At 41.9% G+C, this 14,122-nt stretch carries 15 protein-coding genes; 10 read left to right on the top strand and 5 right to left on the bottom strand.

Annotation, left to right across the window (positions count from 1 at the left end):
• Positions 1-2: 2 nt before the first annotated feature.
• Complete coding sequence (locus Q91_RS11255; protein ID WP_015007031.1) at positions 3-389, bottom strand: hypothetical protein; 387 nt, start codon at positions 387-389, stop codon at positions 3-5.
• A 256-nt stretch (positions 390-645) separates the two neighbouring features.
• Between Q91_RS11255 and Q91_RS11250 the strand changes: the two genes are divergently transcribed.
• The 5 genes from Q91_RS11250 to bphC all read left to right on the top strand — a co-directional run bounded on the left by Q91_RS11250 (position 646) and on the right by bphC (position 5,916).
• Complete coding sequence (locus Q91_RS11250) at positions 646-1,623, top strand: PdxA family protein (protein ID WP_015007030.1); 978 nt, start codon at positions 646-648, stop codon at positions 1,621-1,623.
• 158 nt (positions 1,624-1,781) lie between these two features.
• Positions 1,782-3,035 (top strand): Rieske 2Fe-2S domain-containing protein, encoded by a 1,254-nt coding sequence (locus Q91_RS11245; protein ID WP_015007029.1) that lies wholly within the window; start codon positions 1,782-1,784, stop codon positions 3,033-3,035.
• A 21-nt stretch (positions 3,036-3,056) separates the two neighbouring features.
• Positions 3,057-4,439: an SRPBCC family protein gene (locus tag Q91_RS11240; RefSeq protein WP_015007028.1), complete on the top strand. Its 1,383-nt coding sequence runs from the start codon at positions 3,057-3,059 to the stop codon at positions 4,437-4,439.
• A gap of 1 nt (position 4,440) precedes the next feature.
• Positions 4,441-4,974: a 3-phenylpropionate/cinnamic acid dioxygenase subunit beta gene (locus Q91_RS11235; protein WP_015007027.1), complete on the top strand. Its 534-nt coding sequence runs from the start codon at positions 4,441-4,443 to the stop codon at positions 4,972-4,974.
• 45 nt (positions 4,975-5,019) lie between these two features.
• The gene (bphC, locus tag Q91_RS11230; protein WP_015007026.1) at positions 5,020-5,916 is read left to right on the top strand and encodes a biphenyl-2,3-diol 1,2-dioxygenase; all 897 of its coding nucleotides are present in this window, start codon (positions 5,020-5,022) and stop codon (positions 5,914-5,916) included.
• Positions 5,917-6,013: 97 nt separating this feature from the next.
• Here the strand turns inward: bphC and Q91_RS11225 are convergent, their stop codons facing one another.
• Complete coding sequence (locus tag Q91_RS11225) at positions 6,014-6,421, bottom strand: group II truncated hemoglobin (RefSeq protein ID WP_015007025.1); 408 nt, start codon at positions 6,419-6,421, stop codon at positions 6,014-6,016.
• A gap of 193 nt (positions 6,422-6,614) precedes the next feature.
• Here Q91_RS11225 and trpB point away from each other — a divergent pair, with 193 nt between their 5' ends.
• Positions 6,615-7,793, top strand: coding sequence for a tryptophan synthase subunit beta (trpB, locus tag Q91_RS11220; RefSeq protein ID WP_015007024.1), 1,179 nt, complete (start codon positions 6,615-6,617; stop codon positions 7,791-7,793).
• A 146-nt stretch (positions 7,794-7,939) separates the two neighbouring features.
• Here trpB and Q91_RS11215 read toward each other — a convergent pair whose 3' ends face one another.
• Positions 7,940-8,626, bottom strand: a complete 687-nt coding sequence (locus Q91_RS11215) for a DUF2461 domain-containing protein (RefSeq protein WP_015007023.1) — start codon at positions 8,624-8,626, stop codon at positions 7,940-7,942.
• 101 nt (positions 8,627-8,727) lie between these two features.
• Between Q91_RS11215 and Q91_RS11210 the strand changes: the two genes are divergently transcribed.
• The 3 genes from Q91_RS11210 (at position 8,728) to Q91_RS11200 (ending at position 10,771) form a co-directional block, all read left to right on the top strand.
• Complete coding sequence (locus Q91_RS11210) at positions 8,728-9,750, top strand: 2Fe-2S iron-sulfur cluster-binding protein (RefSeq protein WP_015007022.1); 1,023 nt, start codon at positions 8,728-8,730, stop codon at positions 9,748-9,750.
• Positions 9,751-9,845: 95 nt separating this feature from the next.
• On the top strand, positions 9,846-10,160 hold the full coding sequence (locus tag Q91_RS11205; RefSeq protein WP_015007021.1) for a non-heme iron oxygenase ferredoxin subunit: 315 nt from the start codon (positions 9,846-9,848) through the stop codon (positions 10,158-10,160).
• 14 nt (positions 10,161-10,174) lie between these two features.
• Positions 10,175-10,771 (top strand): 2-hydroxychromene-2-carboxylate isomerase, encoded by a 597-nt coding sequence (locus Q91_RS11200; RefSeq protein WP_015007020.1) that lies wholly within the window; start codon positions 10,175-10,177, stop codon positions 10,769-10,771.
• On the opposite strand, the gene Q91_RS11195 is transcribed toward Q91_RS11200, so the two are convergent.
• Together Q91_RS11195 and Q91_RS11190 are read right to left on the bottom strand one after the other, a co-directional pair.
• The gene (locus tag Q91_RS11195; RefSeq protein ID WP_015007019.1) at positions 10,768-11,187 is read right to left on the bottom strand and encodes a GNAT family N-acetyltransferase; all 420 of its coding nucleotides are present in this window, start codon (positions 11,185-11,187) and stop codon (positions 10,768-10,770) included. The two genes, Q91_RS11200 and Q91_RS11195, sit on opposite strands and share 4 nt — an antisense overlap.
• Before the next feature lie 8 nt (positions 11,188-11,195).
• On the bottom strand, positions 11,196-12,107 hold the full coding sequence (locus Q91_RS11190; RefSeq protein WP_015007018.1) for a MoxR family ATPase: 912 nt from the start codon (positions 12,105-12,107) through the stop codon (positions 11,196-11,198).
• A 136-nt stretch (positions 12,108-12,243) separates the two neighbouring features.
• On the opposite strand from Q91_RS11190, the gene mnmG reads away from it, so the two are divergent.
• The gene (mnmG, locus tag Q91_RS11185; protein WP_015007017.1) at positions 12,244-14,118 is read left to right on the top strand and encodes a tRNA uridine-5-carboxymethylaminomethyl(34) synthesis enzyme MnmG; all 1,875 of its coding nucleotides are present in this window, start codon (positions 12,244-12,246) and stop codon (positions 14,116-14,118) included.
• The last annotated feature ends 4 nt before the right edge of the window (positions 14,119-14,122 follow it).

Raw genomic sequence — 14,122 nt, 5'->3', positions numbered from 1 at the left:
TTTTAAGAGTTATCTATTAAATTCATTTTAGCAATAAGTTTTTGGATATCGACGTTAACATCATTATCAATTAACGCGGCCACGCGATTAATGGTACAGACAACTGACCCTCGCATGCTATGTACATAATAAGAATCTAATGGGTAAACAACGGAAGGGTCGTGTGATGCGCGTAGGTGACTAAGTTGGCTGATGCCCATAATAGCAAGGCCAGCTGCTTCAGCGTGAGCCATAAGTCGTTCAGCGCGATCTTCGGTAATGTTGCCGATATACTCTGTTAAAAAAGGAGGAGTGATGGCGCCTTTCCCTGCAACAGTTTCACGCCAGCGCACAGCGCCAACAATGCCTTCAATATCTAATAGGGACTCAAAAGGAACGGGTGTAGACATAAAATTCTCCTAAGGTTTTTCTATATTGATTATCTGTTTTTTATAGTAATGTTGCTATAGAGGTTAGCGCAGGAGTTAGGAGAATGGCAACTTATTATTCTGTTTTTATTACATAATTTATAATGGGGTTGAAATGGAATTGATGTAGATCAATAACAACATATGTTTTTTAAAAAATAATGTTATGCTAATATTTACTAAATTTTTTATAAAAATAATTATTAGCGTTAATGTTTTAACTAGGAGAGCCTAAATAATGAACAAAAAGCCAATTGTAGCAACAATGATAGGCGATCCAGCGGGTATAGGACCAGAGGTCGTTGCTAAGGCATGGGCCAGCGGTGAAATTCATGAATACTGTGAACCTGTTTTAGTGGGTAGTGCAGACGTGATGCAAGATGTTGTTGATGAGAATCAATTGTCATTAACGATTAATATGATTCAATCGGTTGATGAGAAGACAAATGACCCTGCTGTTATAGATATTTTGGATTCAGGGAAATTTGACATGGGAAGTTACACCAAGGGGCAAGATAACGTGTCTTGTGGTCAAATTAGCGCTGATTGGCTTGAAGAAATGGATCAGCTAGCGTTGTCTGGAGCAGTAGATGCAACGGTTATGGCGCCAATTAGCTCAGTATCAATGAAAATGGCCAATGTGCTTGATAAGATTATTGAAATTGAGCCAGGACATAGTTATTTATTTCTAATTAGCGGCCCCTTAAGAGTGATGCATTTAACGGACCATATTCCTTTGCGTGATGTATGTGAACTGATTAGTAAAGACCTTGTGGCGGGTGCTATTGAAAAACTCAATGACTCGCTAATAGAGTGGGGTATTAGTGATCCGCGAATAGTTGTGGCAGGACTTAATCCGCATGCGAGTGGTGCAGAAGAAGACAATGAAATTAGACCAGGTGTTGAGCAAGCAAAAGCATTGGGTATCAACGTCGAAGGGCCGATGCCACCAGACTCCGTTTTCAGACAATGTATAGAAGATAAATATGATGTTGTGTTGGCAATGTTTCATGACCAAGGGCACATTGCAATTAAAACATGGGGGTTTTCAGGTAATTGCGCCTTGATCATGGGGCCTCCATACCTTCATATGTCTGTGGCACATGGTACGGCTTATGACCTCGTTGGAACAGGTAAGGCAGACCATACAATGATGCTAGAAGCGATTAAGTTGACGGGTAATTTAGCTGCAGGTAACGGCTTTTTTAGCGAATAAAGTTGTAGGGTTGCTGGAACAGTATGCTCTGTCTATTGTCTCATGTAGACATGCTCGATAGATAGGTATTTTAAAGCAACTAATCTTAAGGCTACTCCTAAATTGAAGGGTATATTCAATGGGAGGGCTTCTTGAATTAATAATAGGAGAACAGTTATATGAATGCGCAAGAAATAATTAATAAGATAGATGTAAATGGTAATCATGCACCTTTTGCTGTGTATTTAGATGAAGATGTATTTAAGTTGGAGCAGGAAAATTTATACCGTGGAAAGGTGTGGTCGTATATCGGCTTAGATGCTGAAGTGCCGAATGCAGGCGACTATAAAACGACCTTTGTGGGGGATACGCCAATTGTGCTTACTCGAGGTGAAGACGGTAGCCTTAATGCTTGGGTCAATCGCTGTGCTCATAAGGGTGCGGTTGTTTGCCGCGAGCGCCATGGGCACTCTGAAGATGGCGCGTTTACCTGTGTTTATCATCAATGGGCTTATGATGCTAAAGGTAATTTAAAAGGTGTTCCTTTTAGACGGGGTATGAAAGGTCAGGGTGGGTATGCAAAAGACTTTGATATGAAAGACTATGGTTTGCAAACCCTGCGTGTTCAGACCATCGCACAAATGGTTTTTGCAACTTTTGACCCTGAAACACCTGATTTAGAAGAGTTTTTGGGTGAAAAAATGTGTGCCAATATTAAGCGTATTATGCATAAGCCGCTAAAAATAATTGGGCATACTCGCCAGTTTATGAAAGGCAATTGGAAAGCCTATGCTGAAAATAGCCGTGATAGCTACCATGGTGGTTTGTTGCATTTATTTTACCCAACATTTGGGATTTATCGACAAGGGCAAATTAGTGAAGGAATAACAGATAAAGTAGGTTGTCATAACTACTTTAATGTTTCAGCGCCGCCTAAAGAAGATATTGATTATAAAGATTATTCTGGGGAAGCGAATAGAGAAATGCAAGGCCCACATCAGTTACAGGACACACGGGTTTTAAACTTTATTCCTGAGCGGGATGATAATGTTGCCTTAAGTATTCAGTCGCTTTTTCCAAGTGTCGTCCTGCAGCAAATTCAAAATACATTAGCAGCTCGTCAAGTGCTGCCTAAAAGTACAAATGAAACAGAACTAGTTTGGACATTTTTTGGTTATGAGGATGATGATGCGGCTATGGATGAGCATCGGTTGCGTAATATCAATCTAGTTGGGCCTGCTGGTTTAATATCAATGGAAGATGGCGAGGCTGTCGAATTGGTTCAAAACGGCGTCCACCGTGATGGAGAATTGCGTTCATTTATTGAAATGGGTGGTAATGATGTTGAAGATTACACCAGCCCAATGGGCATGGATGAAAATGCTGTGCGAGGGTTTTGGAAAGGTTATCGAGCAGTAATGGCTAGAGACTAAATTTAATTAAGGGGGTATGAAATGGTAGATATTAATAAACTGGTTGATACGAAGGCATCGACACAGTCAAAAGAAGTTTTTTGGGATCAAGAGGTTTATGATCGGGAAATAAAAAATATTTTTGGGCGGAGTTGGTTGTTCCTAACGCATGAATGTATGCTGGAAAAGAAGGGTGACTTTATTACCACCAAAATGGCTGAAGATTCAGTGATCGTTACTCGCCATACTGATGGTTCATTAAAGGCATTTGTTAACTCATGTACGCATAGAGGTAATAGCATTTGTTCGGCAGACAGTGGTAATACCAAGTCATTTGTATGTAACTATCATGGCTGGGTGTTTTCGACCGATGGAAAGTTGGTGGATGTGCCATTAAGAGAAAAATGCTACCACGATGAGTTGGATAGAGAGTCGTTAAGCTTAAAAACCATCAGAGTTGAGAGCTATCGAGGTTTTGTTTTTGGCTGTTTTGATGAAACAGCACCTAGCTTAGAAGACTTTTTAGGCGACTGGGGTTGGTACTTAGATACATGGATGGTAGGTGCTGGCGAAGGGGCTGAATTGGTTGGTCCGCCGATGAAATCTATTCTCAAATGTAACTGGAAAGTACCCACTGAAAACTTTGTGGGTGATGGCTACCATGTTGGGTGGACACATGCATCTGCTCTACATGTATTGGGTGGAGAGTTGGGTGGACTAGCTGGAAACCAAGCTGAGATGCCATTTGATGAGTTAGGGATTCAAGTCACAACGCGCCATGGGCATGGTTTTGGTGTTATTGATAATGCAGCCATCGCTATTCATGCGAAAAGAGATGAGTATGCTAAATATATGGAAGAGACCATACCCAAGGTGGCAGAGAACCTTGGAGAACCAAGAGCAAAGTTATTTAATGGCCATTGGAACTGCTCAACCTTCCCAAATTGTTCTTTTTTATATGGAACCAATATCTTTAAGGTATGGCACCCACGTGGGCCACATGAAATTGAAGTATGGTCTTGGGTCATTGTGCACAAAGATATGAGTGACGAAGGCAAAAGAGAAGTTGTTAAACAAGCAGTTAGAAGTTTCGGTACGGCGGGTACATTGGAAAGTGATGACGGTGATAATATGGTGCAATCAACGCACGTTAATAGAGGCAATTATACGCGTGAGGGTACGATGAACTCAACGATGGGGCAAGGGTATGAAGGTGAGCACCCAGATTACCCGGGTATTGTGGGTTCAAGTTTTATTGGAGAAACATCGTATCGAGGGTTTTATCGCTTTTATCAAGAAATGATGTCGGCTGATAGCTGGGATGATATACGTGCAAACGATGAACATTGGGCTGATTGTTTCCCAAATAAAAATTATTGGAAAGACCGAATAGCGGCTAAGGCGGCAGAGGCAGAGGGCGAATAAGATGCATAATACTGAAGCGAAAGAACGTGTATCTTCAGAGCTACATTACGAGTTATCTCAACATTATTATCAAGAAGCGACGTTGCTTCAAAATGGAGAGTTTAATACATGGATTGAGACCTTTGTTGCCAAAGATTTGCATTACTGGATGCCTGTGACAGAGCGCCGTTACGCTAAAGATAAGCGCCCTGAACCTACGCCATATGACATGGCAATATATAATGACGATTATGATGAGGTAAAGGATCGGGTGGCGCGCTTGCTAACAGGGGCGGTGTGGATGGAAGATCCACGCTCAACGGTTCGTTATCTTATTACCAATATTGAGGCGTTTCATACTGATAAAGACGATGAGTTTGTTGTGCGCAGTAATTTTGTCGTGTATCGCCATAGAGGACAGTTAGAACACTCCGAGCATGTAGGCTGCCGCCAAGATTTAATACGAAAAGTGGGTAATGGCTTTCAGTTAGCACGGCGTAAGGTGTCTCTAGATGCTAGAGTAACGGAAGATAAAAATTTATATATATTCTTCTGATCGATAAGCGGTAAGTTTTAAAACTAAAATAAGAGGATTTAACAAATGGTAAAAGTAATAGAGTTAGGCTATATGGGGTTTAACGTCACAGATATGGACGCATGGCGTGAGTACGCAACGAAATGTGTTGGTTTGGAAATTGAAGAAGGTGATCGCGATGATCGCTTTTACCTAAGAATGGATGGTCAGCATCACCGCTTTACAGTTCATCAATCAGATGAAGACGATTTGGCATATGCAGGTTGGAGAGTAAAAGGCTTTGAAGAATTCAAAGCGATGCAGCAACACTTAACAGCTAATGGCGTTGATTTTCGTGTAGCGTCTGAAGAAGAATGTGAAGAGCGTTTCGTTTTAGGCCTGCTTAAATTAGAGGACCCATCAGGCAACCCGACAGAAATTTTCTACAGCCCTCAAATGGATGTAATGAAGCCTTTTCACCCAGGTCGACCAATGTATGGCAAGTTTCTAACTGGTAACCAAGGTATTGGGCATTTCATTATTCGTTCACTAGATGATGATGCCACATATGCGTTTTATTCAATGTTAGGCCTTGAAGGATCTGTTGAATATAAAATTAAGTTACCTAATGGCATGATTGCAAAACCTGTTTTTATGCACTGTAACGATCGTCAGCACTCATTGGCATTTGGACTTGGCCCAATGGAAAAAAGAATCAATCATTTAATGTTAGAGTACACAGAGCTGGATGATTTGGGCATAGCCCACGATACAGCGCGTAGAGAAGGTATTGATGTGGCGATGCAGCTTGGAAAGCATTCGAATGACCAAGCCTATACGTTCTACTTTGCTACACCATCTGGATGGTTGTTAGAATTAGGCCATGGCGCACGTGAAGCAGTGAGAGAGCAAGAGCATTACACTGGTGATATTTTTGGTCACAAGCCAGAAGCTACCGGTTATGGAATGAATGTTGATATTTAAGTAATATTTAGTATCAAAAAAAGGGCGCCTTTGGCGCCCTTTTTATTGTGCAGATAGCAATCAATGACATGATTAGCTAGAGCAAGATGATTGAGTGTTAATGATGATTCATTAGGGTATCGCAGATGCGCTGAAAAGCAGGTGTTAACATGTCACGATATTTTTTATCAATATCAACATCTTTCATGGCTTGTTGCATGCAGTGCATCCAAGCATTGGATGCTTGCTGATCAATCTTAAAGGGCTTATGTTGTTTAGTAATGCAGGGGCTGCCATGTTTCGCAACATATAGCGGTGGGCCACCTAACCAACCAGAAAGGTACTCAAATAGACCATCTCGAATATTGGTTAAGTCATCTTTATGCATGGCTCGAATAGTTTTTGCCTCTTCGTCCGAGTCCATAATGTCGTAAAACCGATTAACTAGCTTACGGACGCCTTCTTCGCCGCCAATCCAGTCATACATTGTTGTTTGTTGTTCGCTTGTTTGGTTTGCTTCGCTCATGGTCTATCCTGCATTAATTTTAGCGTAAATGTTTACTGTCGCATGATGCAGAAATATCAACCATGATCCAAATCAAATTACAGTAATTTTTCAAGTCCGCTGAGCGTATTGTCAAGTAAGGTGATTAATACTAAAGTAGCTTAGATATCAACCTTAATAAAAGGAACAGCACTTGAAGCATAATACAATTCCCATGCCGGACGAGAAGGGTTACTTTGGTGAGTACGGTGGACAGGTTATACCGCCTGATCTTATTGCCATCATGAATGACATTAACAGAGCTTACCAAGACATTTCAAAGACACCGTCTTTTAAAGATGAGTTAAATGATTTGTACACCCATTATGTGGGACGTCCAAGTCCTATTTTTTATGCGAAACGATTAACGGAAAAGTTAGGTGGTGCTAAAATTTTTCTAAAAAGAGAGGATCTAAACCATACGGGTGCGCATAAGATAAATCATTGCCTTGGCGAGGCATTATTAGCACGACACATGGGTAAAACTAAGGTGATCGCTGAAACAGGAGCGGGTCAGCATGGGGTGGCGTTAGCAACGGCTTGTGCCTTAGTGGGTATCGATTGCGAAATTCACATGGGTGAGGTGGATATTGAAAAAGAACGCCCTAATGTGACGAAGATGAAAATATTGGGTTGTACTTTAGTACCGGTCAGTCGTGGGACGAGAACATTGAAGGACGCTGTAGATAGTGCGTTTGAAGAATACTTAAAAGACCCAGTTAATTTTATTTATGCGATTGGCTCGGTTGTTGGGCCGCACCCTTTCCCCATGATGGTAAGAGACTTCCAAAGCATTATAGGTAAAGAAGCGCGCGCGCAGTTTCTTGAGGAGCAGGGGCGTTTGCCTGATGTTATTACTGTATGTGTTGGTGGTGGTTCAAATGCAATAGGACTATTTACAGCTTTTTTGGACGACGAATTGGTTGATATTGTTGGGGTGGAGCCAGCAGGGAGAGGCTTAGAAACAGGTGAGCATGCGGCAACCATGAGTAAAGGGGTTAAAGGAGCTTTGCATGGATTTGAGTGCTACAACTTACAAGATCAATCAGGTGAGCCGCTACCTGTCTATTCGATTGCATCAGGGTTGGATTATCCAGGGGTTGGACCTCAGCACTGTTTGTTAAAAGATTTGGGTCGAGCGAAATATGTTGCTATAGATGATGAAGAGTGTATTGATGCCTTTATGACCTTATCAAGGGTAGAGGGCATTATCCCAGCACTAGAAAGCGCACATGCTGTGGCGTACGCGATGAAAATAGCAAAAAAAATGAGCTCAAATGAGACGATTTTAGTCAATCTATCTGGTCGTGGTGATAAGGATGCTTACTTTATAGCAGATAAGTTAGGGTTGTAGGCGGCCCGTTGTCTGGAGAAAAGCAGCGCAATTGTTAAGGCCTCGACGAGCTTAAACTAGTTAATCAACTTAGAGTCTTTGATGGGTTATTGAAAAGAAGATAATTGGCACGACCTTAGCAACAAAAAAGACTGGGCAGGTTAAATTTAGTAGGGCAGTTCCAGCGCATTGCACAGGTAGTCCATCAAATCGCTGGCGACTTTAAAGCGGTGATGGATTGTTTTAGTTACATTAGGGCTTAAAATTTCTTCATGAGTTAAAGGGTGGATAGCAATAAAGTCCTTACGTTTTAAATCATTAATCATAGGGTGATCTTTTGCGTAACCTCGCGGGTAGGTTTTTAATGAGTCACCTGACAATGTATAATATCGTTTGAAAGTATTGTGGCGTGTAATGTTTTTCCAAGCATTAGGGCTGTCACTAATCATCTCTCTAATATTGCTTAACGCTTTACTGTTGGGCCGCCAAATACCGGCACCAACAAAGCAAGTGTCAGGTGAGATATGTAGATAGAACCCAGGGGCGTGGACATCCTTGCCAGCAGTATGTCTAAACTGGATGCCTATATTTGTTTTATACGGTGTTTTATCGTTACTGAAACGCGCATCTCGATAAATGCGCATTAATGAGCCACCTGTTTTTTTGGCCACTGCAGTAAAATTAGGAGAGAGTGATTTTATACTAGGCTCCATGGCCTCAATAAAAGCTAAAGACGGTTCACGGACACTTTGTTCATAAAGCGATTTTCTTTCATTAAACCAAGGGCGATTATTGTTATTTGATAATTGTTGAAGGAAAGAAAGTGTTTGATGGTTGAAAAAGGAAGTATTCATTGGATTAGTCGATCTAAAGTTGATTTAAAACACGGCTTGTTTGTTTAGTGTGAATATAATATTCTTTATAGGTTAACAATGTTTGAATTAAGAGGAGAGGCATGACAAGTTATAACGTAAAAATCAGCGGACAGGAACTGGAGTTTGCTTGTGAGGAAGGAGATACTATTTTGCGTGCAGCACTACGCGCAGGTGTAGGCATGCCTTACGAATGTAATTCAGGTGGTTGTGGTGCCTGTAAAGTTGAAGTGTTAAACGGTGAAGTGGAGAATATTTGGGAAGATGCGCCGGGCCTGTCACCTCGTGATATTAAAAAAGGTCGCAAATTGAGCTGTCAATGTATTCCAACTGAAGACCTTGAGATTAAGGTTCGCTTAAACCCCGAAGCGATGCCGTTACATAAGCCAATTAAGGGTAAGGCCGTTTTATTTGAAATAAATAAACTAACAGAAGATATGGCAGAGTTTTGCTTTAAAACGGAGCATCCTGCTCATTTTAAAGCAGGGCAATTTGCCTTATTAGATTTCCCGGGCATTACAGGCTCACGTGGTTATTCAATGTGTAACCTGCCAAATGAGGAAGGTGAGTGGCGTTTTATTATTAAGAAAATGCCAGACGGTAGTGCCACCACAACTTTATTTGAAGATTATGAAGTGGGTGCGGAGATTGTAATCGACGGGCCTTATGGTTTGGCATATTTGAAACCAGAAATTCCAAGAGATATCGTTTGTGTGGGTGGTGGTTCAGGCTTGTCACCCGAGATGTCGATCATTAAGGCAGCTGCCAGAGATCCTCAGCTAAGTGATAGAAATATTTATTTGTTCTACGGAGGTCGTACACCAAGTGATATTTGTCCGCCTAAGCTTATTGAAGCAGATGATGATTTACGTGGCCGAGTGAAGAATTTCAATGCCGTATCAGACGTTGAAGCAGCCGAAGCAGCAGGATGGAATGGTGATGTTGGGTTTATCCATGAGTTGTTAGGAAAAACATTGGGAGAAAAACTTCCAGAGCACGAATTTTATTTCTGTGGCCCTCCTCCTATGACAGATGCTTTAACACGTATGCTGATGACTGAATACAAAGTGCCATTTGATCAAATTCATTACGATCGTTTTTATTAAAATAATATTAAAGGGTCTGCGAATTTCTACTGGTATTCGGTATGATAGCCAGAAATTGTAAGAAAAACTAATAACACTAACAAAGAGCTAAAATTATGAGCAATATAGTATTATGTAAAACAGATGAGGTTAAAGACGAAGCGCCTGTTGCTGTAACGCCTGAAGGTTTTCCAGCATTAGCAGTCTATGTATTTGAAGGTGAATACTATGTTACGGACAATTTGTGTACGCATGGAATGGCGATGCTGACAGATGGTTATCAAGACGGTGATGAAGTTGAATGCCCATTCCATGGCGGCGCGTTCTCCATTAAGACAGGTGATCCAACTTCATTCCCTTGCCAGATACCGATTAAAACGTACCCTGTTACAGTTGAAGATGGCAATATTTGTATTCCAGCCGCTGAATAAGGTTAGCTAAGATTATGCAAGAATCAATAGACTTTTATTTTGACATGATGAGCCCATTTAGTTATTTGGCTCATACTCAGTTACCCGATTTGGCGAGAAAGTATGGTTTAACTGTTAAGTATTTGCCGATGAGTATCCCAGTAGCAAAAATTGCTGCGGGTAATTACGGGCCTTCAAATAGAGAGGTGCCTGCCAAAATTAAAGTGATGTTGCAAGACATTAAACGCTGGGCAGCACATTATGATGTGCCGTTTACGTTTCCTAAAAACCTTGAAATAGAGCCTTGGAATATTGGTGTTTTATATGCCAATGATAAAGATCAAGCAGAAGCCTATGTCAATGCAGCTTATGCAAAGATCTGGGCAGATGGTTGTGACCCAACAGACATGGCCGAGCTATCGCAAGTAGCAGATCAACTGGGTTGGAATGCGGATGAGTTTATTGCCTATGTGCAGTCAAATGAAGGGCAGACTCGTTTTCGTAAAGCTTGTGTAGAGGCACATAAAGAGGGTGTCTTTGGTGCCCCTATTATGATGTTAGATGACCAAGCCTGGTGGGGTAATGATCGCTTCATGTTTATGGAAGAGTATCTTAAAGATCGGAAAAATTAAGTTAAGCTCTTCAGCATTTTAATATGTGTGAACCTAGCTTCTTGAAATGGCTTCCCTGTAATATGGAAGCCATTTTTTTTATAAAAACCAACAGCGCTTTGTTGTGCGTGGCAAGTTAATTGTTGGAGTCCTTGAAGTCTTGCTTGCTTAGTGATCTGCTTTAGTAATTGATTGCCCAGTCCTTGTGTGCGGTAACTCTTTAGAACGGCCATTCTTCCAAACTGACCATTATCAGCAAGTCGAGCTGTGGCGATAGGTGTATTGTCGCCATTAAAAATAACAACATGTAAAAAGTGATTATCTTGTTTATCTAGTTCTAGTTGCTGGGGAATCCCTTGTTCTTCAACAAATACAGATAACCGAACAGTCCGACAATAGGGTTCTAAATCAGACCAAGAGCCTGTTCTAATAAGCATGCTCAATATTAAGGTATAGCTACTTCTGTGAGCAGTGCTGTAGAGGCGGCCTTGCTTGAGGTGCTGTTATCTTGAAGTGCTAGCCGATGCTCGATGATTGATGGTGTAATGGCTTGAATATCTTCGGGGTATACGTTATCGCGATTATCAATCAGCGCCCATGATTTTGCTGCTTGAATTAACGCGATGCCGGCCCTTGGGGATAGGCCTTGGCTAAACAAAGGAGAGGTTCGAGAAAAGGCTAATAAGGCTTGAACGTAAGCGATCAACGGTTCGGCAACATGGACGGTTTGGACCTGTTGTTGAAGCGCAATCAGCTGGTCAGCGCTAATAATAGGCTGACACGACTCGAGTTTTAAACGAGTGCTGGTGCCAGTGAGCAGCTGTTTTTCGGATGCTGAGTCCGGGTATCCAATAGAGAGTCGCATTAAGAACCGGTCTAGCTGAGACTCAGGTAAAGCAAAGGTGCCAATTTGATGTCCAGGATTCTGAGTGGCAACTACAATAAAAGGGTTGCTCATTGGGTAAGTCTTTTTTTCAATAGTGATCTGGCGTTCTTCCATGGCCTCAAGCAGAGCGCTTTGTGTTTTTGGGGTAGCACGGTTAATTTCATCGGCCAAAATAAAATTGGAAAAAATAGGCCCAGGGTGAAATTCAAAATTACTATTGTCACGGTCAAAAATACTTGAGCCAATAATATCGGCAGGTAGTAAATCGCTGGTAAATTGAATACGTTGAAAATTTAATCCAAGTAGGATGGCAAAGCTATGAGCCAGGGTGGTTTTGCCAACGCCGGGAATATCTTCTATCAACAGATGCCCTTTTGCCAAAATACAGGCTAACGCTAATTTAATTGTTTTATCTTTACCTAAAATGATTGAATTTGTTTGCTCTAAAAAAGCTTGAATAAGTTGGTTCATAAGGCGTTGGCAAGGGTGCTGGTTAACGTTGTATAGGTTTATTCTAGCAAATAGAATCTTTATGTGTTTTTAACGAGACCACTAAATGAGTTGAATGATGTTAAAATCAACAGCTTATACCCACATAGTTAGAGTTATGTTACATCCAAATAGATTTGACGTTATCGTTATTGGCGGTGGTCACGCCGGCACAGAAGCAGCATTGGCAGCCGCACGTACAGGTGCAAAAACATTGTTGCTAACACAGAATATCGAGACTCTGGGGCAGATGAGTTGTAACCCAGCGATTGGTGGCATCGGTAAGGGGCACTTGGTTAAAGAAGTGGATGCGCTTGGCGGTGTGATGGCAAAAGCAACGGATAAAGCAGGGATTCAGTTTCGCACATTGAATTCAAGTAAAGGTCCTGCGGTACGCGCAACACGGGCACAAGCAGACCGTTTGTTATATAAAAATGCCGTTAGAGAGACCCTAGAAAATCAAGAAAACTTGAGCTTGTTTCAGCAAACGGTGTCGGACCTTATTGTTGAGAATGACCGTGTGCAAGGCGTTGTAACGCAAATGGGACTAAAATTTAAAGCGGCAACCGTGGTGTTAACGGCGGGTACATTTTTGGGTGGTAGAATTCATATTGGTTTAGAGAATTATGAAGGTGGTCGTGCTGGTGATGCGCCATCAAATGCGTTGTCCAAACGATTACGCGCCTTGCCCTTTAATGTTGATCGATTAAAAACAGGTACGCCACCAAGGATAGATGGCCGAAGCATTGATTTTAGTGTTATGCAGGAGCAGCCGGGTGATACACCATTGCCAGTCTTTTCATTTATGGGGTCGGTAAAAGATCACCCGAAACAAATATCTTGTTATATCACCAGGACGAATGAGAAAGGTCACGATATTATCCGTTCAGGACTGGACCGGTCACCGATGTACACAGGGGTAATTGAGGGTGTTGGGCCAAGGTATTGCCCTTCAATCGAAGATAAGGTGATGCGTTTTGCAGATAAAGATTCACACCAGATATTTGTTGAGCCGGAAGGTTTAACTACAACAGAAGTGTACCCTAATGGTATTTCAACTAGTTTGCCATTTGATATTCAAGAGGCATTTATTAAAACGATTGCAGGGTTTGAGAATGCGCATATTGTGCGCCCCGGGTATGCGATTGAATATGATTTTTTTGACCCAAGGGATCTTAAATCATCGCTTGAAACAAAGCATATGCCAGGCTTGTTTTTTGCGGGACAAATTAATGGTACAACGGGTTATGAAGAAGCGGCAGCTCAAGGGTTGATTGCTGGTTTAAACGCAGCGCGCCAAGCAAGAGGGTTGGCACCTTGGTGTCCTCGTCGAGATGAGGCTTATATCGGCGTGATGATTGATGATTTGGTCACCAATGGCACGCTTGAGCCTTATCGTATGTTTACTAGCCGAGCAGAATACAGGCTGTTGCTACGTGAGGATAATGCCGATTTAAGGCTAACCGAATTAGGTTATCAGATGGGCTTGGTTAGTGAGGCGCAGTGGCAGAAATTTAATGTTAAAAGAGAGGCAATTGAGTTGGAGCAGGCGCGTTTAAAGGCGACTTGGGTTCAGCCGAACACTGCGGCATCTAAAGATGCAAACGAATTCTTGAAAACGCCATTGCAACGCGAGGCTAACTTATTGGATTTGCTTCGTAGACCAGAGGTAAAGTATGAGAATATCGCTAATCTGCCGGATATCGAGAGCACTGTGGCTGATGACTCAGTTCGCAACCAAGTAGAAATACAAGCCAAGTACGCAGGTTATATAGACCGTCAGCAAACAGAAATTGCGCGGACGTTACGTTATGAGGAGCTTATTTTATCAGCGGAGGCTGACTATCGACAGGTTCCCGGGTTATCGTCTGAGGTCGTTGAAAAGCTCGATCGGCACAGGCCAGAGACATTGGGTCAAGCGAGTCGAATACAAGGGGTAACGCCGGCAGCTATTTCGTTGTTGTTGGTGCACTTGAAGAAGAAAAGTGGGTAACGTA

Origin of the sequence: Cycloclasticus sp. P1 (genome assembly GCF_000299965.1) — a bacterium.
GTDB classification, from domain to species: domain Bacteria; phylum Pseudomonadota; class Gammaproteobacteria; order Methylococcales; family Cycloclasticaceae; genus Cycloclasticus; species Cycloclasticus pugetii.
The sequence above is the reverse complement of the archived record's forward strand: the minus strand, read 5'-3'. Positions and strand labels throughout refer to the sequence as shown.

What these genes read in the sequence shown, in the direction of transcription:
- Q91_RS11215 (WP_015007023.1), bottom strand. Translation starts at nt 8,626, where the DNA reads ATGAATACTTCCTTTTTCAACCATCAAACACTTTCTTTCCTTCAACAA.
- Q91_RS11205 (WP_015007021.1), top strand. Translation starts at nt 9,846, where the DNA reads ATGAGCAATATAGTATTATGTAAAACAGATGAGGTTAAAGACGAAGCG.
- trpB (WP_015007024.1), top strand. Translation starts at nt 6,615, where the DNA reads ATGCCGGACGAGAAGGGTTACTTTGGTGAGTACGGTGGACAGGTTATA.
- bphC (WP_015007026.1), top strand. Translation starts at nt 5,020, where the DNA reads ATGGTAAAAGTAATAGAGTTAGGCTATATGGGGTTTAACGTCACAGAT.
- Q91_RS11210 (WP_015007022.1), top strand. Translation starts at nt 8,728, where the DNA reads ATGACAAGTTATAACGTAAAAATCAGCGGACAGGAACTGGAGTTTGCT.
- Q91_RS11250 (WP_015007030.1), top strand. Translation starts at nt 646, where the DNA reads ATGAACAAAAAGCCAATTGTAGCAACAATGATAGGCGATCCAGCGGGT.
- Q91_RS11200 (WP_015007020.1), top strand. Translation starts at nt 10,175, where the DNA reads ATGCAAGAATCAATAGACTTTTATTTTGACATGATGAGCCCATTTAGT.
- Q91_RS11190 (WP_015007018.1), bottom strand. Translation starts at nt 12,107, where the DNA reads ATGAACCAACTTATTCAAGCTTTTTTAGAGCAAACAAATTCAATCATT.
- Q91_RS11225 (WP_015007025.1), bottom strand. Translation starts at nt 6,421, where the DNA reads ATGAGCGAAGCAAACCAAACAAGCGAACAACAAACAACAATGTATGAC.
- Q91_RS11195 (WP_015007019.1), bottom strand. Translation starts at nt 11,187, where the DNA reads ATGCTTATTAGAACAGGCTCTTGGTCTGATTTAGAACCCTATTGTCGG.
- mnmG (WP_015007017.1), top strand. Translation starts at nt 12,244, where the DNA reads ATGTTACATCCAAATAGATTTGACGTTATCGTTATTGGCGGTGGTCAC.
- Q91_RS11245 (WP_015007029.1), top strand. Translation starts at nt 1,782, where the DNA reads ATGAATGCGCAAGAAATAATTAATAAGATAGATGTAAATGGTAATCAT.
- Q91_RS11255 (WP_015007031.1), bottom strand. Translation starts at nt 389, where the DNA reads ATGTCTACACCCGTTCCTTTTGAGTCCCTATTAGATATTGAAGGCATT.
- Q91_RS11240 (WP_015007028.1), top strand. Translation starts at nt 3,057, where the DNA reads ATGGTAGATATTAATAAACTGGTTGATACGAAGGCATCGACACAGTCA.
- Q91_RS11235 (WP_015007027.1), top strand. Translation starts at nt 4,441, where the DNA reads ATGCATAATACTGAAGCGAAAGAACGTGTATCTTCAGAGCTACATTAC.